This is a genomic window from Sulfitobacter sp. 1A12779 (assembly GCF_043557315.1).
Lineage (GTDB): Bacteria > Pseudomonadota > Alphaproteobacteria > Rhodobacterales > Rhodobacteraceae > Sulfitobacter > Sulfitobacter faviae.
Genome location: NZ_JBIFFU010000001.1, coordinates 296194 through 314891, shown reverse-complemented (window position 1 = coordinate 314891; position 18698 = coordinate 296194). Strand labels below are relative to the sequence as shown.

Annotated in this window: 18 protein-coding genes and 1 riboswitch; of the genes, 3 read left to right on the top strand and 15 right to left on the bottom strand. The window is 64.0% G+C overall.

Annotated elements, in window-relative coordinates; genetic code table 11:
* Position 1: 1 nt before the first annotated feature.
* The 8 genes from ACGYLQ_RS01510 to ACGYLQ_RS01475 all read right to left on the bottom strand — a co-directional run bounded on the left by ACGYLQ_RS01510 (position 2) and on the right by ACGYLQ_RS01475 (position 8084).
* Positions 2-631: a precorrin-8X methylmutase gene (locus ACGYLQ_RS01510; protein ID WP_067265689.1), complete on the bottom strand. Its 630-nt coding sequence runs from the start codon at positions 629-631 to the stop codon at positions 2-4.
* Entirely contained in the window at positions 621-1769 is a 1149-nt protein-coding gene (gene cobG / locus ACGYLQ_RS01505) for a precorrin-3B synthase (RefSeq protein WP_394439963.1), read from the bottom strand. Before cobG ends, ACGYLQ_RS01510 begins: the two co-directional genes overlap by 11 nt.
* Positions 1766-5008, bottom strand: a complete 3243-nt coding sequence (cobN, locus tag ACGYLQ_RS01500) for a cobaltochelatase subunit CobN (RefSeq protein ID WP_394439961.1) — start codon at positions 5006-5008, stop codon at positions 1766-1768. Before cobN ends, cobG begins: the two co-directional genes overlap by 4 nt.
* Positions 5009-5014: 6 nt before the next feature.
* Positions 5015-6049 carry a cobalamin biosynthesis protein CobW gene (gene cobW / locus ACGYLQ_RS01495; RefSeq protein ID WP_394439959.1) on the bottom strand — a complete coding sequence of 345 codons (1035 nt, stop codon included), beginning with the start codon at positions 6047-6049 and terminating at the stop codon, positions 5015-5017.
* The gene (locus ACGYLQ_RS01490; protein ID WP_394439958.1) at positions 6046-6420 is read right to left on the bottom strand and encodes a DUF1636 family protein; all 375 of its coding nucleotides are present in this window, start codon (positions 6418-6420) and stop codon (positions 6046-6048) included. The genes cobW and ACGYLQ_RS01490 overlap by 4 nt, the downstream gene beginning before the upstream one ends.
* Positions 6421-6492: 72 nt before the next feature.
* A complete protein-coding gene (locus ACGYLQ_RS01485) occupies positions 6493-7005 on the bottom strand; it encodes a hypothetical protein (protein WP_271688497.1) in 513 nt (170 codons plus the stop codon).
* Between the two features lie 11 nt (positions 7006-7016).
* The gene (locus ACGYLQ_RS01480) at positions 7017-7700 is read right to left on the bottom strand and encodes a CbtA family protein (RefSeq protein ID WP_394439956.1); all 684 of its coding nucleotides are present in this window, start codon (positions 7698-7700) and stop codon (positions 7017-7019) included.
* Between the two features lie 213 nt (positions 7701-7913).
* Entirely contained in the window at positions 7914-8084 is a 171-nt protein-coding gene (locus ACGYLQ_RS01475; protein ID WP_394439954.1) for a CbtB-domain containing protein, read from the bottom strand.
* A 33-nt stretch (positions 8085-8117) separates the two neighbouring features.
* Positions 8118-8335: riboswitch (cobalamin riboswitch) on the bottom strand.
* A 165-nt stretch (positions 8336-8500) separates the two neighbouring features.
* Between ACGYLQ_RS01475 and ACGYLQ_RS01470 the strand changes: the two genes are divergently transcribed.
* The gene (locus tag ACGYLQ_RS01470) at positions 8501-9511 is read left to right on the top strand and encodes a PAS domain-containing protein (protein ID WP_394439952.1); all 1011 of its coding nucleotides are present in this window, start codon (positions 8501-8503) and stop codon (positions 9509-9511) included.
* 3 nt (positions 9512-9514) lie between these two features.
* Here ACGYLQ_RS01470 and pncB read toward each other — a convergent pair whose 3' ends face one another.
* Both pncB and pncA read right to left on the bottom strand, forming a co-directional pair.
* On the bottom strand, positions 9515-10807 hold the full coding sequence (gene pncB / locus ACGYLQ_RS01465; RefSeq protein WP_394439950.1) for a nicotinate phosphoribosyltransferase: 1293 nt from the start codon (positions 10805-10807) through the stop codon (positions 9515-9517).
* 69 nt (positions 10808-10876) lie between these two features.
* Positions 10877-11473 carry a bifunctional nicotinamidase/pyrazinamidase gene (pncA, locus tag ACGYLQ_RS01460; protein WP_394439948.1) on the bottom strand — a complete coding sequence of 199 codons (597 nt, stop codon included), beginning with the start codon at positions 11471-11473 and terminating at the stop codon, positions 10877-10879.
* A gap of 98 nt (positions 11474-11571) precedes the next feature.
* Between pncA and ACGYLQ_RS01455 the strand changes: the two genes are divergently transcribed.
* Positions 11572-12471 (top strand): rhodanese-related sulfurtransferase, encoded by a 900-nt coding sequence (locus ACGYLQ_RS01455; RefSeq protein ID WP_394440237.1) that lies wholly within the window; start codon positions 11572-11574, stop codon positions 12469-12471.
* A gap of 9 nt (positions 12472-12480) precedes the next feature.
* Here the strand turns inward: ACGYLQ_RS01455 and ACGYLQ_RS01450 are convergent, their stop codons facing one another.
* The 5 genes from ACGYLQ_RS01450 to ACGYLQ_RS01430 form a co-directional block, all read right to left on the bottom strand.
* Positions 12481-13809, bottom strand: coding sequence for an NAD(P)/FAD-dependent oxidoreductase (locus tag ACGYLQ_RS01450; RefSeq protein ID WP_394439946.1), 1329 nt, complete (start codon positions 13807-13809; stop codon positions 12481-12483).
* The gene (locus ACGYLQ_RS01445; protein WP_394439944.1) at positions 13806-14627 is read right to left on the bottom strand and encodes an ABC transporter permease; all 822 of its coding nucleotides are present in this window, start codon (positions 14625-14627) and stop codon (positions 13806-13808) included. The genes ACGYLQ_RS01450 and ACGYLQ_RS01445 overlap by 4 nt, the downstream gene beginning before the upstream one ends.
* Entirely contained in the window at positions 14624-15499 is an 876-nt protein-coding gene (locus ACGYLQ_RS01440) for an ABC transporter permease subunit (RefSeq protein WP_394439942.1), read from the bottom strand. Before ACGYLQ_RS01440 ends, ACGYLQ_RS01445 begins: the two co-directional genes overlap by 4 nt.
* Positions 15500-15501: 2 nt before the next feature.
* Positions 15502-16629, bottom strand: a complete 1128-nt coding sequence (locus tag ACGYLQ_RS01435; protein ID WP_394410880.1) for an ABC transporter ATP-binding protein — start codon at positions 16627-16629, stop codon at positions 15502-15504.
* A 100-nt stretch (positions 16630-16729) separates the two neighbouring features.
* Positions 16730-17815, bottom strand: a complete 1086-nt coding sequence (locus ACGYLQ_RS01430) for a polyamine ABC transporter substrate-binding protein (protein ID WP_394439940.1) — start codon at positions 17813-17815, stop codon at positions 16730-16732.
* A 145-nt stretch (positions 17816-17960) separates the two neighbouring features.
* Here ACGYLQ_RS01430 and ACGYLQ_RS01425 point away from each other — a divergent pair, with 145 nt between their 5' ends.
* Positions 17961-18662 (top strand): GntR family transcriptional regulator, encoded by a 702-nt coding sequence (locus ACGYLQ_RS01425; protein WP_082852089.1) that lies wholly within the window; start codon positions 17961-17963, stop codon positions 18660-18662.
* Positions 18663-18698 lie beyond the last annotated feature (36 nt).

Sequence of the window (18698 nt, the reverse complement as noted above, 5' to 3'; positions counted from 1 at the left end):
GTCATTCCACCCTGCTGGCCAAGGCGTTCACCGCCGCCACGGTAATCGCCGAACCGCCCAAACGCCCCTGCACGATCATCGAGGGCACCGGCAGGTCCTGCATCAAAGCCTCTTTCGATTCCGCCGCGCCGATGAAGCCCACCGGGCAGCCGATGATTGCCGCCGGGCGCGGGCAATCGGGGTCTTCGAGCATGTTGAGCAGGTGAAACAGCGCCGTGGGCGCATTGCCAATGGCCACCACGGCACCTTGCAAATGCGGCCGCCACAGTTCCAGCGCGGCGGCAGAGCGGGTGTTGCTCATCTTCGCGGCCAGTGCTGGCACCGAAGGGTCGCGCAGGGTGCAGATCACCTCATTCTCGCGCGGCAGGCGTTTGCGGGTGATGCCTTCGCTGACCATATAGGCGTCGCAGAGGATCGGTGCGCCGTCCTCCAGTGCCGCCCGCGCGGCCACGGCCATGCCTTCGGAAAAGCGGATGTGCTCCTCCAGCCCGACCATGCCCGCGGCGTGGATCATGCGCACGGCGACGATCTCTTCCTCCGGGGTGAAACGCGCTAGCGCCGCTTCGGCGCGGATGGTGGCAAAGGACTGGCGGTAAATCTCGGCACCGTCGGTGATATAGCTATGGGGCATCGGCGGACTTTCTAAGGTGAGAGGCGATGGCGGCGGGGGTCAGCCCGCGCAGATCAGGGATGGCATCGGCGCGGCCCTCTTGGATGAGGTCATAGCGCTCTGGCGCAGTGGCGGTCAGGGTGAGGTCGGTAGCGCGCGGCGCGGCGCAGCCCTTGGCGCAGCCGGAGACATGCAGGCGTTGCCCCTTCGGCACCACGGCGGCAAGGTGCCGGGCCAGCCCGCGCGTCTCACCCCGGCCCTGTGCACAGCCCGGCGCGCCGATACAGGCAACCACGCGCAACAGCGGGTCATCGGCGGCGGTGATGAGACCGGCCAGATCAGGCAGGCGCGGGGCACCTTCGATCAGCAGCCGCCGCCATGGGGTCAGGCGCAGCGGGCCAAACTCGGCGAGCGCGGCAAGCGTCTCGGCCTCCATCTGCCCGAAAGCACAGGCAACAAGCGCCCCGGCTGGGTAGAGGCCGGGGGCAGGTGTGCCCTGCCCCGCCTGACGCGGGCAGTCAAAACCGGCGGGAAGCGGCGCCCCCGTGGCCGTGGCGCGCGCGGCGCGGGTCACCCCCTGCGCGCGCACCCATTCGGCCAGCGCGATGGCCTCGGGAACCGCGGTCGCGCGGGTCACGGGCTTGCCCCGCGTTGCCCCTTCAATGCAGAGCAGCAGTTGCCCCTCCGCCGACCGCTCGAACCGGATGTCTGCGGGATCGGCCTGCAACACCGGCTGCGGCCCTGCATCGACCGCATAGCCGAATTTGGCCGAGACATCCGGCAGCGCATGGGCCTGCGCGGCGGCAGAGAGGGCTTGGCAAAGGAAATCCGTATCATCGCCCGCCTGCCAAAAGGGGCTGACCATGATGTTGCGCCGCCGCTCCGTCCGCTCATCCACGTCGATCAGCGCCAGCGCGCGCAGCGCGTCGATCAGCCCTTCGTGCCGCGCGGGATCGACGCCGCGCAGTTGCAGATTGCCCCGGTTCGACAGATCGAGCATGCCGTTGCCATAGCGCGTGGCCAGCCCTGCCACGCCGCGGGCTTGGGCCGGGGTCAAGCGCCCCTGCGGCACCCGCAGACGCACCACCAGCCCATCGCCCGAGAGCATCGGACGCAGCGCCCCCGGGCACCAGCCCTTGGTCACCGGGGCCGCGCTCATGTCACCCCGTCCAACGTGGCCGAGATCGAGTTGCGGCGGGTCAGCCAGAGGCCGGACTCGCGCAGCGCCGCAAAACGGTCGCGCATGGCTTGCAGGGCGGCGGGATTCTCGGCCTCCATAAAGGCAACGAGATCATCGCGCCCCAGCGTGGCGTCGAAGTAGAGGTCGAAGAGATGCGCAGGCACCTCGCGTGTCAGATGCGCAAAGGCAGCAAGGTTGTCGAGTGTCGCCGCCACCTCTGCCGCGCCGCGGAAACCATGGCGCATCATGCCGCTGGCCCAGCCGGGATTGGCCGCACGGGCGCGGACGACGCGAGCGATCTCTTCGGGCATGGAGCGCGCGCGGGGGCTGCCTGCGCGGGTGTGGTCAAGGTGGTACATCGCCGGTTTCTGCGCGCCCAGATGCGCCATCGCGGCGGCAAAGCCGCCTTCGTGGCTGGCATAGTCCGAGGCGAGCAGGATATCACTTTCGGCCAAGTCCTGCACATGAGCAAAGCCATCGGCGCGCTGCAACTGCGCCTCCAGCGCGGCGCGGTCCTGATGCGCCTCGCCTTGGGCGTTGATCGCCCATTCCGACCCCGCGAGCCACGCCTCGCCCGCCGCGGCGCGACCGGCGTCGGAATAGTCTTGCAAGGCCGCTTCCATATTCACGCCGTAAAGGCCCGGTTTGGGGCCAAAAACACGGGGGGTACGGGTGAGATAGGGGTTCATATCCGGCGCTTCTTCGCGTTCGGCCAATGCCGCCGCCCCGGCTTCGAAAAGCTGCGCGAGGCCGGGAAAGACATCGCGGAACAGGCCCGAGATGCGCAGGGTCACGTCGATGCGCGGACGGTCCAGCAGGGTCAGCGGGATTACCTCAAAGCCCGAAACCCGCTCACTGCCCTCATCCCATTTCGGCGCAATCCCGGCGAGATGCATCGCCATGGCGACCTCTTCGCCCGCCGTGCGCATGGTGGCCGAGCCCCAAAGGTCGATCACCAGCCCGCGCGGCCAGTCGCCATTGTCTTGCAGATGCCGCCTGAGCAGTTCCTCGGCCAGTTTCACCCCCTGCGCATGGGCGGCCCGGCTGGGCACCCCGCGCGGATCGACGGCATAGAGGTTGCGCCCCGTCGGCAGCACATCAGACCGCCCGCGATAGGGCGAGCCAGAGGGCCCGGAGGTCACGCGCCGCCCCGCCAGCGCGGTCAGCAGCCCGTCCCATTCGCCCGCCCCCGCGCCAAAGACGTGCAGGCCATCGCCGTATTGGCTTTCCTTGATGTCGCAAACGAAGGCGTCGATCCGGGTCAGCGCCTCGGCCGAGGAACTGGCGGCGTCGAGGCCAAGATCATCTTCGACCCCCGCCGCCTGCGCCTCCGCCCGGATCGTGTCAACCAGCCGGTCGCGGCGCGCGGGGTCGAGCCCGTCGGCGGTGGAATATTCATCCAGCAGCCGTTCCAGCCGCAACAGCCCCTCGGGCGTTTCGCTGTCTTTCAGCGGCGGGGGCAGATGGCCCAGTGTCACCGCCCCGATGCGCCGCTTGGCCTGTGCCGCTTCACCGGGATCGTTGACGATGAAGGGGTAGATCACCGGCAGATCGCCGGTAAGCGCCTCGGGCCAGCAATCGCCCGAGAGGGCCACCGCCTTGCCCGGCAGCCATTCCAGCGTACCATGCGCGCCGATATGCACCAGCGCATGATGCCCCTGCGCCCGCAGCCAGAGGTAGAAGGCCACATAGGAATGGCGCGGGGTGCGGGCGAGGTCATGATAGCTGTCTTCGCGGTCTTGCAGATCGCCCCGCTCGGGTTGCAGTGCGACCAGCGCGTTGCCGCAGGCTTGGGCCGCGAAGTGAAAGGCGCCGTCCTGCACCAGCGGATCATCCGCCGCCGCGCCCCACGCGTCGCGAAGGTCATCGCGCAGCGCCTGCGGCAGAGCGGCCAGCGCCGCCTCATAGTCGGCAAGGGGCCATGAGATGCGCTGCTCGGTCAGGCTCCGGCCAAAACCGATCTGCGGCGTGACGCCATAGCCTTCACCCGCCAGCCGCATCAGCATGTCTTCGACGCTGGCCAGCGCATCAAGGCCGACCGCATGGGCCAGCTGATCGTCCCGCCCCGGATAGGTCGAGAGCACCAGTGCCAGCTTGCGTGTGGCCGCCGGGGTCTGCGCCAGCCGATGCCAGCCCAGCACACGGGCGACGACAGCCTCGATCCGCGCCTCTTCGGCGCGGTGGGCAAAGCGGGAATATTGCAGGTGGGGGTCGCGCTTTCCGGGGCTCTTGAAACTGACGACGCCGCCGAAGATGCGGCCATCGACCTCGGGCAAGACCACATGCATCGCCAGATCGGCGGGGGAAAGGCCGCGCTCGCTCTCGTCCCAATCGCGCCGTCGGGCGGTGGAGAGGGCCACCTGAAACACCGGGCAGCCCGGCGCGTCGAGCGGGGAGGTGCCATCATCCCCGCGCCCCGAGAAAGCGGTGGCGTTGACGATGGCCACGGGTTTCATCGCCACCAGGGCATCGTCCAGAAAGCCCCGCGCGGGATCGGATTTGAGCGAGGGTACGAAAAGCCCGATGGCGTTCAGCCCCGCTGCCCGCAACGCACGGATCAGCGCATCGACGGGCGCGGTATCGGCGGCGAGAAGATAGCTGCGGTAAAAGGTAACCGCGACAGTCTCCCCCGCCGCGTCGGCGAGGGGGAGCACCCCTTGATCGGGGTCGTAATAGCCGCAATCGGGCACCGTTTTCGTGCCCATGACCGGCCCGGCGTAAAAGCCCGCCGCCAGCGCCATCTGCGCCAGCGCGGCCTGCGCCGCCACCGGCCCGCCCGCATCACAAAGATGCGCAAGACGGCGCAGCGTGGAAACCGGCAAAGTCGAATGCGCGTCGAGCCCCGGATCCTCGCGCCCATCGGCGGGCAAGACGGCCAGCGCGATGTCATGGCGGCGGGCGAAGTCTTGGACCTGCATGATGCCGTAGGGCCAGTAATTCTCCCCCCCGATGAGGCGGATCAGAATGCCCTTGGCCCCGGTCAGCGTCTGTTCGATATAGTTGTCGACCGAGGCCGGGTGCCGCAGCGCCACGAGGTTGCACAGACGCAGCGAGGGCAGCTTGCCCTCCTTGCCGCCGCCGCGATGCCAGCCTGCCGCGAAAGCGCCGAGGTCACTGTCGGAAAACGACAGCACCACCAGATCGGCGGGGGTTTGCCCCGGATCATAGGGGGTGTCGGTATCCTCCAACCCGTGGCTTTCGCGAAAGACGACATGCATGGGCGGTCAGGCTCCCAAAATCTCGCGGATTTTGGCAAGATCGATGTCGTCATGCTCGGCGATCACCACCAGATGCCCGGCGCGCGCGTCGCTGCCCCAAGGGCGGTCGAACTGCTGACGCACCCGCGCGCCCACGGCCTGCACCAACAGGCGCATCGGCTTGCCCTCGACCGCGACATAGCCCTTCACGCGCAGGATGTTCTGCTCACGCGCGAGCCGCTCGATCGAGGCCACAAGCGCGTCTACATCCGCCACTTCCGGCATCGGGATCACCACGGTTTCGAAATCGTCATGCTCGTGATCGTCGTGGCCGTCATGATGCGAGGGGCGCGCGGCGAGGTCGTCTTCGGCGGCGGCGTTGAGGCCGAGCACCACCTTGGGGTCGATCACGCCTTCGGTCATCTCAAGGATCGGAATTTCACGCGGGCTTTCCTCTTCAATCACCTTACGGGCTTTGGCGAGGCCATCGGGACCGGCCAGATCGGCTTTGGACATCAGCACGATATCGGCGCAGGAAATCTGATCTTCGAACACTTCGGAGAGCGGCGTTTCGTGGTCGAGGCTGTCGTCGGCCAGACGCTGCGCGTCTACCGCGGCGACATCGGCGGCGAAAGTGCCCGCCGCCACGGCTTCTGCATCGGCCAACGCGATAACGCCGTCGACGGTGATCTTGGACCGGATCGCGGGCCAGTCGAAGGCTTTGAGCAGCGGTTTCGGCAGGGCCAGCCCGGAGGTTTCGATCAGGATGTGATCGGGGCGCGTGGGCAGGGCCATCAGTGCTTCGATGGTGGGGATGAAATCATCGGCCACGGTGCAGCAAATGCAGCCATTGGCCAGCTCGACGATATTCTCCGCCGGGCAGTCGTCGATGGCGCAGGATTTCAGGATGTCGCCATCGACCCCCACGGTGCCGAACTCATTGACCAGAACGGCAAGGCGGCGCCCGCCTGCATTGGTCATCAGGTGGCGGATCAACGTGGTCTTGCCCGCGCCGAGAAAGCCGGTGATGACGGTAACGGGGATTTTGGCGAGATCGCTCATGCTGTAGGCTCCTGCGGCAGGGTCAAAGGGGGGATACGCGCAAGGCTTTGCTTGCGAAAGATGACCGGGCGTTCGCGCCATGGCACCAGCCCGTCTTGGGTGGCGGCATAGGCGGCAGCTCCGGCAAGGATGTCGGCGGCGTCTTCCTTGGTCAAGCGGCCATAGACATAGGACCATTTGCCCGGCGCAGACAGCGCCACGGCGGCCCCCTGCGAACAGGCAGAAAGACATTGCACCGGCACGATGGTCACGCCCTCGGGCGCGCCTGCGGCGTCGAGGGCGGCATGAAGCTGCGCGCCGGGGCGCGGGGCTTCTTCCTCCAGCACCTCACCGGCGCGGCAGGTCATGCAGACATGTAGGGTTGCGCTCATTGATCTTGTCCCATCGGGTTATGCGTGCCGGGTATGCGCTCCGGCCCGCCATGAAAAGGGGAGGCGGCGCGATTATTCAACCGTCAGCACCTCACGGGCCGTAATCGGCGCACCGTTCACCGCCAAGGGGCGGTGGTCATTGGCGTTGAGGGTGACCTCCACCGTGACTTCCCCCTTGGGCAGATCGGCCAGATGCAGCCATGGGCCATAAAGCCGCCCGATCTTGGCACCGTTGACATAGACATGGGCATGGCCCTCGCCCGGTTGATTTTCGCCGCTGGCGTTCTGCGGGGCAAAGGCGAAGCCTTCGGTCTCAACAAAAAGGTTATGGCCCGACATCGGGTCGGGGGTGACGCGGATGGCAAGGCTGGGAGCCTCTTCGGCGGCCAGCGCGATGGGCTGGCCGTGCATGCGCGCGTGATCCGCACCACCGTGATCCATGGCCACATGCCCGCCGCCGCCATGGGCGGCAGGGTCGCCGTGGTCATGGCCGTCGAAGGTCACGCCGTTGCTTGCGGCGATGGCAAAACCAATGCCACCGCCAAAGACCAATCCAATGGCAAATAGCGCCAGTGATCTATCCATTTCGACCTCCCTCAGGCGCTCTGAGCGCCTTCACGTTGCCAAAAGAACCCGGCGAAACTGCCCAGCAACACCCATGCGGCCAAGCCGATGCCAAGCGCACGGGCGGCGAAAAGCGCGCCGATCTCGGTCGGCACCGGGCCGCTGAAGCTCTCGGGCTCGGGCGCGCCGATGACATGGGGGGCCATCAGCAGAACCGCCGCCCCGATCCATGCGCCCCAACCCTTGCCAAAGGCCAGCAGCCAAAGCGCCACCAGCGCCGCCCCGGCGGTGGCGAACCACCAGATCTGCCGCGCGGTGATGTCTGCGGCGGCAACGCCGGGCACTTCGGGCGCAAGGCTGAACCCCGGCGCGAGGTGGAAGGCCACGAACCCGGCGACACCCCAAAGGATGCCCCAACGGCCATCGATCACCGCGCCGCGCTCTTCGCCAAGGCTCATCGCGGCCAGAAGGATCAGCGCATAGGCGGTATAGGTCAACATGGTGAAAATCAGGCTCAGCCCATCGCGGGCGGCATCGAAACCGGGCAAATCGGGGTGCGCGCTGACGGGGTCGGCCCCGAAATGCACCAGCGCGCCGGTCTCATAAAGCTCGGCATGAAGCAGCACGGGCTGCACGAAATAGAGTTGCAGCAAGCCGGTCAGCAGGCCGGCAGAGGCCCCGGCAAACAGGGCGGAAGTCAGAAAACGTGAAAACATCGCAATGATCCTTGGGTGCGAAATGACACCCGGCGCCGCGCCAAGTGCGGGCCGAGCCATCAGCCAGCCTCAAGATGCGCCAAAGACCTGCCCACACGGTCAAGGGCGGAGGCAGGCAAAACGGCAAGAGGCGGGCATGGAAAGAAAACCAGAATCACAGACAGCCGGACTGCGGCATGGCAGCCCGGACCCCTGTGATACCGAACGCGGCGCTTAGTGGCAGGGAAAGCCTGTCGCGTGGCGCACGTCATGGGCGGCATCATGCAGTGCTGCGGCCTGCACATGGCCGGTCAGCGCCATCAGAGCCACACCCAATAAGGCAGCAAACAGCGCCGGTACGAGTTTGCTGCGCGTGGCACCGGCGGTCTTAATCATCGTCGTCATCTTCAATCTCCTTACCGTCACACCCGACGGCATCTAGCGTTTCATTTGCCTGGCAGGTCTCCTGGCTCGCGGGTCGTGGCCTTTGCCCGCCTTCCCCGTCCGAAAGGACAAGTGGCACGAGGGGCATTGGCTTACCGCTTACAGTCGCGGGGGCGGCTTCGGCTTCAGGGTCGGGCGACCCCTTACTGAATTCCCTTTTCGGTCCCACACTCAAAGGCGCTTTTCGGGACACCAAGCGCCCTCAATTACGCATTTTCGGCCCTTCCTGACAAGCCGCATTTATCGAACCTCGCGGAACCGTATGGCGCATACAGCATTTAGTAGATAAATCTGGCCCAACCCCCAGTATGCGGGTTGACCCAAAAGCCACGTGCAGGGCACATTGACGGCCAGTTTCGATCGAAGGGCAGGAATTCATGAACGACAACACGGTCTCCGACGCTCGGCAGACCCTGACCGAAGACGTTCTAGGCAAGGTCGTGCGCTATGCCCGCCTGCCGCTGTGCATCACCGACCCGACCCTGCCGGACAATCCCATCGTCTATGTGAATGACGCTTTTACCGATCTCACCGGCTATGGCTTGGATGAGATCGTGGGCCAGAACTGCCGTTTCCTGCAAGGTCCGGAAACCACGCGCGAAAGCGTCGATGCGGTGCGCGAAATCCTACTGGCGCGCCGGGTCGATACGGTTGAGATCGTGAACTACCGCAAGGATGGCAGCCGCTTCCTGAACGCCCTACAACTGGGGCCGATCAATGACGATGATGGCAATCTGGTCTACTTCTTCGGCTCGCAACTCGACGTTTCCGAACGCCGCCGGGTGGAGCGGGAGCACCGGCAATTGGCCGATGACGAATTGCTGCACCGGCTGCGCAATATCGTCAACGTCATGACCGCCATGGTCCGCCTGACCGCTCGCGAGGAGCCGACCCCGGCGGCCTTTGCCGACAAGGTGATCGAGCGGCTGGCCGCCTTGGGCGCGGCGCATTTCGACACGATTGGCCGTAGCGACCAGCATGAGGTGGATTTCGAGACGCTGATGGGGCCGATCATGCGGGCCTATACCTCGGCCACCGAGGATCAGATCAACCTCACCGGGGCGAATCCGCTGATCTCGCACCGCCTCGTTTCGCCCCTGACGCTGGCCTTGCACGAACTGGCGACGAATGCGGTGAAACACGGCTCGCTCAGTTCCGATACCGGGCGGGTAATGCTCGATATCACCATCCTTCAGGAGCCTGCCCGCCTGCGGTTTGTCTGGCGCGAAACAGGCGGGCCGAAGGTTATCAAATCTCCGCGCAACAGCGGCTCGCGGATCATCCAGTCCTTGACACGCGCGGTCGGCGGCACCCTGCACTACGATTGGCAGCCCGAAGGGTTGATTGCCACGGCGGAGTTCCCCGTGGCTGCCCTTGGCGAAGGCTGACCGTCAGACGATCACCTGCTGCGCGGCCTGCTCTCCGACCCCGAAAACACGCTTGTAACGCGCGATTTCATCCGCCGGACCCATCGCCTTGTTCGGGTTGTCTGAGAGTTTGACCGTGGGCCGCCCATTGGCGCTGACCGCTTTGCAGACCAAACTAAAGGGCGCCAGCGCATCATTCGGCACCAGCCCGCGGAAGTCATTGGTCAGCAACGTCCCCCAACCGAAAGAAACCTTGGCCTTGCCCGCAAACTGCGCGTGCAACTCCTTGATCTTGTCCACATCCAGCCCATCGCTGAAGATCACCCGCTTGGTCGTCGGGTCCTCGCCACGGGCGTGCCACCAGTCGATGGCCGTCTGCGCCGCCGTGGCCGGATCGCCGCTGTCGACGCGGATGCCGGTCCAGCCCGCCAGCCAATCCGGCGCATGATCGAGAAAACCCTTAGTGCCGTAGGTATCGGGCAGGATGATCCGCAGATTGCCCTCATGCTCATCATGCCAATCCGACAGCACGTCATAGGGCGCACGGGCAAGGGCGGCGTCATCCTCGGCCAAAGCGGCATAGACCATGGGCAATTCATGGGCATTGGTGCCAATCGCCTCAAGCTCGCGCATCATGGCGATGCGACAGTTGGAGGTGCCGGTAAAGGCATCGCCCAGCCCCTCATGCATCGCCTGCACGCACCAATCCTGCCAGAGGTAGGAATGCCGCCGCCGGGTGCCGAAATCCGCGATCGAAAGATTGTCGACCTCGCGCAGCGCTTCGATCTTTTCCCAAACGCGGGTCATGGCGCGGGCGTAAAGCACCTGAAGCTCGAACTTACCCATCGGGTCGAGCGCGGCGCGGCTGCGCAGCTCCATCAGCACCGCCAGCGCGGGAATTTCCCAAAGCATGACCTCATGCCACTTGCCCTCAAAGGTCAGCTCATACTGATCGCCCTTCCGCTCCAGATGATAGGGCGGCAGGCGCATGCCCTCGAACCACTCCATGAAATCGGGGCGGAACATCTGGCGCTTGCCGTAGAAGGTATTGCCGCGCAGCCATGTGCTCTCCCCCCGGCTTAGGCTGAGCGAGCGGATGTGATCGAGTTGCTCGCGCAACTCCCCCTCGTCGATCAGCTTGGCCAGCGGGATATGGGTGGAGCGGTTGATCAGACTAAAGGTGACCTGCGTGTCCGGTTTGTTGCGGAACACCGACTGGCACATCAAGAGCTTATAGAAATCCGTGTCGATCAGCGACCGCACGATGGGGTCGATTTTCCACTTGTGGTTATAGACGCGGGTGGCGATGTCGACCATGGGAGGTTCCTTATTGCGTGCCCCTTCATGCCAATGGGGCGGACAGATGGGCAAGGGGAAAGCGGCGGATCAGGCCAGCGTCACTCCCGCCGCGCGCATGCCTTCGCGGGCCTTGGCAAGCGATCCGTCCAGATCAATCGCCCGGCACAGGTCTTCGCGCACATCGACCTTGAACCCCAGCTTCGCCGCGTCCACAGCCGAGAAGTTTACGCAGAAATCCAGCGCCAGCCCCACCATGGTCAGCCGCTCGATCCCACGCGTGCGCAGGTAGCCTTCGAGCCCCGTGGGCGTACGATGGTCATTCTCGAAAAACGCCGAATAGCTGTCGATGTCGGGGTTGTAGCCCTTGCGGATGATCAGGTCGGCGCGGTCGGTTTGCAACTCGGGGTGGAACTGCGCGCCGATGCTGCCTTGGATGCAGTGATCGGGCCAAAGCACCTGCGGGCCGTAGGGCATGGTGATGACCTCGTAAGGCCCGTTGTCCTTATGCGATGAGGCAAAAGACGAATGCGCCGCCGGGTGCCAGTCCTGCGTCAGGACGACCGCGTCAAACTCGGGCATCAGCGCGTTGATGCCGCGCAGGATCTCATCGCCCTGCGGCACTTCCAGCGCGCCGCCGGGGCAGAAATCATTTTGAACGTCGATCACGATCAGGGCATGGGTCATGGGCATTCTCCTTACCGAAAGGGGTAGGGCTGCGGATGGGGTAGGTCAATGGCACGCGCCGGATTGAGCTTTGCCGCCGAAGCGCTTATTTGACGCTCATGTATACCATCGCCGCCCTATATCACTTCACCCGCTTCGACGATCCAGCCGCGCTCAAACCCGGGCTTTTGGCACTTTGCGAGGCGCAATCGGTCATGGGCACGCTGCTGCTGGCCCCCGAAGGGGTGAACGGCACCATCGCCGGGCCGCGCGCCGGGATCGACGCGGTGATCGCCCATCTGCGCGCCCTGCCCGGCTGCGCGAATCTGGAGTGGAAAGAGGCCACCAGCGACAAGCCGCCCTTCGGCAAGATGAAGGTGCGCATCAAGCGCGAGATCGTGACGATGGGCCAGCCCGATGTCGATCCCCGCGCCAAGGTGGGCCATTACGTCGACCCGAAGGACTGGAACGAGTTGATCCGCTCCCCCGATGTGGCGGTGATCGACACGCGCAACAGCTACGAAGTGGCGATTGGCACCTTCGAAGGCGCGGTCGACCCCGAGACCGAGAGTTTCGGTGAATTCCCCGCGTGGTGGGAGGCGAACAAAGACCGCTTCCACAACAAGAAGATCGCGATGTTCTGCACTGGCGGCATCCGTTGCGAGAAATCGACCAACTATCTGATCGGTCAGGGCGTCGAGGATGTCTTCCATCTCAAAGGCGGCATCCTGAAATACCTCGAAGAGGTGCCCGAACAGGAAAGCACATGGGAAGGCGACTGTTTCGTCTTCGACAACCGCGTCAGCGTCGGCCATGGGCTGCGCGAGGGGCCGCATATGCTCTGCCACGGCTGCCGCCGCCCGATCCTGCCCGACGACACGCAGCATCCGGCCTATGAGGCCGGGGTGTCCTGTCATCAATGTGTGGATGAGACCTCGGCAGAGGATAAGGAACGGTTCCGCGAACGCCAGCGCCAGATGACGCTGGCCAAAGAGCGCGCGGCGCGGGAAGAGGGCTGACCGCCCCCTTCAGCGATCCGACAGCGCGAAGCCCGCATAGGCAAAGGGCATGACCGCCCGGCGAAAACGGCCCAGTTCGAACCGCGCAAGCGGGGCGCGTATGGGGGCGGGATAGGGCCGCTCGGGCGTTATGCCGCGAACCAGATCGGCCAAGAGCGCACCGGAATAGCTGCCCATCGCCACCCCATTGCCGTGGTAGCACAGCCCCGCGAAGATCCCCGGCTGATCCGGCACCTGCCCCACGAAGGGCATGCGATTGCGCGCGATACAGACCATGCCGGACCAGCCATGCGGCGTTTCGACATGGCGCCACGCGGGGAACATCGCCTCGAAATCCGCGCGGGCCCGGGCCAGCGCGCGCCGCTCGGAATTGGGGTTCGACATCAGCCCGCCGCGCACGCCGAACAACATGCGATTGTCGGGCATCAGCCGGAAGTAATGCAGCAGATGGCGGCTGTCATAGCAGGCCTGTTGGCTGGTCCAACCTTGGGCGGAAAGCTCTGCCTCGCTCATCGGGCGGGTCACGATCACGCTGGATTGCGTCGGCATGTAGCGCGCGGCCAGCCATGGCGGCAGGTCTTCGGAGGAATAGCCATTGGTGGCGATGATCACCCGCTCGGCCCGAATGCGACCCTGCGGCGTCGTGACCTCGAACGCGCCCTCCTGCCCCGTCACCCCGGTGGCCGGGCTGTTGTGATAGATCGCGGCCCCCGCCTCTTCCGCGGCCTGCGCGAGGGCGGTCACATATTTGCGGGGGTTGAGGCCAAAGCCGATCGGCACGGTGATCGCGCCCTCGAAGCCTGCGTTCAGCCCCTCGGCGGCCAGATCGGCCTTTTCGGTCAGCCGCGCCGTGACGCCGTAATTCTCCGCGTAGTAATCGAGCCTGCCGCGCATCTCTTCGAAATCACGCGGGCGGTGGGCCAGCTGGGTCTCCCCTTGGGAATGCCGGTCGACATTGATGCCGCGGGCGGCGATGAAATCCTCCACCTGTCGGATCGCTGCCACCTCAGCCTGTCGCCAGCCAAGCCGCTCTGCCCGCCCGACTTTCCGGTCGAGCGCCGCGTCATCCAGCATCCCGCCGCCCAAGCAGCAAAAGCCCCCGTTGCGGCCCGAAGCGCCAAAGCCCACCCGCTCGGCCTCCAGCACCGTGGCCCCGACCCCGGCCTGCGCCAGATGCAGCGCGGCATTGAGGCCGGTGAAACCGCCACCGATGATCACAACATCGGCCTGCGCGTCGCCTTGCAGCGCCGGACGCTCCGGCGCGCCATGGGTCTGGTCCCACCAGCAGCCCGCACGCGGCGCTTCGGAATAAGCGAAATCTGCGTAGATACGCTTCATGCGGCAGGCCGTTCCGCCGCGCGGGCCTCCTCCTGCGCGCGCAGGCTTGAGCGTTTGCTGACCAGCGATGCGGTGATGACCCCTACGGTCACGATGGCGATCATGATCGTCGAGAGCGCGTTGATCTCGGGCGAGACGCCCAAACGCACGGCGCTGAAGATCTTGATCGGCAGCGTCGTCGCCGATGGCCCGGCGGTGAAGGAGGCGATGACCAGATCATCAAGGCTGAGCGTGAAGGCCAGAAGCCAGCCCGAGATCACCGCTGGCGCGATGATCGGCAGGGTCACGAGGCGGAAGGCCTCCCATGGCGAGGACCCGAGGTCGAGCGCGGCCTCCTCCAACGAACGGTCAAAGGACACCAACCGCGAGGAGACGACGACCGAGACATAGCACATCGAAAAGGTCGTATGCGCCAGCACGATGGTCAGCACGCCGCGGTCCAGCCCGATGCCGATGAAAAGCAAGAGGAGCGACAGGCCGGTAATCACCTCGGGCATGACCAGCGGCGCGTAGATCATGCCGGAGAACAACGTCCGCCCCATGAACCGCCCGCCGCGCACCAGCACATAGGCCGCCATCGTGCCCAGCACCGTGGCGATGGAGGAGGAGATCACCGCGACCTTCAGCGTGACCCAAGCGGCGTTCAGGAAGGCTTCGTTCTGCAACAGCTCGCCGTACCAGCGGGTCGAGAATCCGGCCCAGACCGTCACCAGTTTCGAGGCGTTGAAACTGTAGATCACCAGCATGATCATCGGCAGGTAGAGAAAGGCGAACCCCAGCGTCAGCGAGGTCACGTTGAACCATGTCATCCGCTTCATTGTTCGGCCTCCGCCTGTTTCTGCTGGTTGCGTTGGAAGAGGATGATCGGAATGATCAGGATCAGCAGCAGGATCACCGCCACCGCACTCGCCACCGGCCAGTCGCGGTTGTTGAAGAACTCCTCCCACAGCACCTTGCCGATCATCAGCGTGCCCGACCCGCCCAAGAGCGAGGGGATCACGAATTCGCCCAGAGCCGGGATGAAGACAAGGAAGCTGCCCGCTACGATGCCGTTGCGCGACAGCGGGATCGTCACCAGCCAGAAGGCTTGCAAACGCGAGCAGCCCAAATCCTCAGCCGCCTCGTTCAGGGATTCATCCAAGCGGTCCAGCGTGGCGTAGATGGGCAAGATCATGAACGGCAGGTAGGTATAGACGATGCCGATATAGACTGCCGTATTGGTATTAAGGATCTGTAAAGGCTCTGCCGTTAGACCCAACCCCATCAAGAGTTGGTTCAGCAGCCCTTCGTTGCTGAGAATGCCCATCCACGCATAGACGCGGATCAGGAAGGAGGTCCAGAACGGCAGGATCACCAACATCATCAATGTGGCGCGCCACTCTTCGGGGGCGCGGGCCATGCCGTAGGCGATGGGATAGCCGACCAATAGCGTCAGCGCGGTCGATACAACGGCGATGCGCAGGGAGCTAAGGTAGGCTTTCCAATAAAGATCGTCAGAGGCGAGGAAGGTAAAATTCTCGAAATCCAACTGGGCGATCAGGGCGCTGATGCCGTCCTTGATCGTCGGCGTATAGGGCGGGATCGCCAGCGCTGTATCGGAGAGGGAGATTTTGAAAACGATCAGGAAAGGCACCAGAAACAGCGCCAACAGCCAGAGGTACGGGACCGCGATCAGGGCGAAACGACGCATGTTCATTGCGCCAACAAAACGCCTGCGGTGGCGCTCCATGAAATCCAGACCGGGTCTTCCCATGTGATGTCACGCCGTGCGATGCGGCGAGTGTTGGCCGTCTGCGCCTTGATCACCTGCCCGCCGGGCAGTTCGACGTGATAGGTGGAAAGGTTCCCCAGATACGCGATGTCGAGCACTTTGCCCTGTAGCGCATTGGGCGCATCCTCGGGCCTCTCGGTCGAAATGCGGATTTTCTCGGGCCGGATCGCCAGATGGGCCTGCTGCCCCTCGCTGAACGGCGCGGCAGAGGTGGCGGTCAGCGGCGGCTGCCCGTCGATCCAGTTCAGATGGTATTGATCTTGGCCAATGGCCTTGGTGCTGGCTTCGATGATGTTCACGTCACCGATGAAGTCGGCGACATAGACGGAATTCGGCGCTTCATAGATCTCGGCTGGGGTGGCAACCTGAATCACGCGCCCCTCGTCCATCACCGCCACGCGGGAGGCGACGGTCATCGCCTCTTCTTGGTCGTGGGTCACAATGACAAAGGTGGTGCCGGTGGATTCTTGAATGTCCATCAGTTCGAACTGGGTGTCTTGCCGCAACTTCTTATCGAGCGCGCCCAAGGGTTCATCGAGCAGCAGAAGCTTCGGCGCTTTGGCTAGCGAGCGCGCCAGCGCCACACGCTGCCGTTGGCCGCCGGAAATCTGATGCGGTTTGCGGCGGGCGAATTTCTCAAGCCGGGTGAGCTTCAGCATCTCGGCCACGCGGGCGGCGATGGCGTCCTTCTCCATCTTGTCGCGGCGCAGGCCGAAGGCGATGTTGTCCCAGATGCTGAGATGCGGAAACAGCGCGTAGGATTGGAACATCATGTTCACCGCGCGTTTGTTCGGGGGCACCGGGGCGATGTCCTGCCCCGCTAATTCGATGCGCCCGGTGGTCGGGCTTTCGAACCCCGCCAGCATCCGCATCATCGTCGTCTTGCCACAGCCCGAAGGCCCAAGCAGGGCAAAAAATTCCTGTGCGTAGATGTCCAAAGACAGATCGTCGATGGCGACGAACTCACCAAATTTCTTGGTCACATTCTTAAAGCGAATGAGCGGCTTTTCGTCGGGGTCGTTCCAGGGGGCGAAGACGGTTGGGCTCACGGTTGAGACATCCTTTGATCGGGCTTTGCTCGGGCTTTGATCGGGGTCGCGGGGCAAGAAAAAGGGGCGCGACCAGACTGGCCGCACCCCCTGTTTCAGATCAGGTACCGGACTTGATCTTGGTCCAGAGCCGGGTCACCACGCGCTGTACTTTCGGCGGGTAAGGTGTGGTGGTGAACAGGTTGTTCAACGCCGCCTCAGAAGGGTAGATCGCCGGATCGCCGATCACATCCTCGATCAGATGCTCCTGCGAGGCTTCGTTACCGTTGGCGTAGTACACATAGTTCGACGCGGCGGCCATATTCTCGGCGTCCATGATGAAATTCAGGAACTTATGCGCGCCCTCGGGGTTCGGCGCGTCAACCGGGATGGCCATCTGGTCAAACCACATCTGCGCGCCTTCGGAGGGGGCGTTATAGGCGATTTCGACACCGTTGTCGGCTTCATCCGCGCGGTCACGGGCCTGCAGGATATCACCGGACCAACCCACCGCGACGCAGACGTCACCGTTGGCCAAAGCGTTAATATATTCCGAAGAGTGGAACTTCTGAATATAGGGGCGGACCGGCATGAAGACCTCTTCGGCCTTGGCGATCACATCGGGGTCATGGCTGTTGGGGTCTTCGCCGATGTAGTTCAGCGCGGCGGGGATCATCTCTGCCGGGGCATCAAGGAAATGCACGCCGCAGTCGGCCAGTTTTTCCATATTGGCCGGGTCGAAAACCAAGTCCCAAGAGTCGATCGGGGCATCTTCGCCCAGGATCTCTTTCACCTTGCCGACATTCACGCCGATGCCAGTGGTGCCCCACATATAGTTGATCGAATGGGCGTTATCGGGATCATATTGTTCGGTACGCGAGGAAACCACGTCCCACATGTTTTCAAGGTTGGGCAGTTTGGAGGTGTCCAGCGGCTGGAATGCCCCGGCTGTGATCTGGCGCTGCAGGAAGGTGCCCGAGGGGACGACCACGTCATAGCCGGACCCACCGGCGAGCATTTTGGTCTCCAGCACCTCGTTGCTGTCGAACACGTCATAGACCAATTCGATGCCGGTCTCTTCTTCGAATTTATCCAGCAGGGATTCGTCGATATAGTCGGACCAGTTGTAGACCCGGACTGTTTCGGCAGAGGCGGCACCTGCCATCAAGGTGGCAACGGCGACGCTGCTTAGTAGCACATGTTTCATTTCATACTCCCGTTAGACAGGTCGGGTTGATCCCCACCTTTCGTCAATTTGATCAAGTTTTGCCTCTTCGGGCAAGATGGTTTATGCTTTCATGCAGAATGAAATGCTGCAAGACACGGCGAAACAAGACGGAAAGATCGCTCCCATGGGTTCAGAAAAAACCGATCCGAGATTGCTTCCCGCCGCCGATGCGGCGGCCAAGACGCCGATCCATCAGCATGTTTACGAACGCCTGCGCAAGATGATTCTCTTTGGCGATCTGGCCCCCGGACAGGGGGTCACGATCCAAGGTCTGACCGCCGCTTTGGACGCGGGCATGACGCCGGTGCGCGAGGCCATCCGCCGCCTGATCTCGGAAGGGGCGCTGACCCATTTGGGCAACCGCCGGGTCACCGTGCCGGAACTGACCCATGCGGGGCTGGAAGAACTGGGATTCATGCGTGAAACGCTAGAGCCGGAACTGACCAAACGCGCCGCAAACCGCATGACGGATGAGCGTTTGAACGCTTTGAAAGCCTGTGACAACGCACTGAACCATGCCATCGACCGGGGCGATGTCGGCGGCTATCTGATGCAGAACTATAGCTTTCACCGGATGATTTACGACCTTGCCGAAGCGCCGATCATGGCCGCGACGGTGGACCGTCTTTGGCTGCGTTTTGGCCCCTCGCTTCGGGTGGTTTGCGGGCGCTATGGCACCAGCAATCTGCCCGACAAACATGCCGAGCTTTTGGCGGCCTTTGCCGAGGGCAATGCCGCTTTGGCGGGTGAGGTCATGGCGGGCGATGTTGCCCAAGGAATGACCCAAATTCGCGCAGCCCTTGATGGTCTGCCCGTTCCGCGTTGATTCGATTGACATGCTATAATTTGATCATATTCTGCG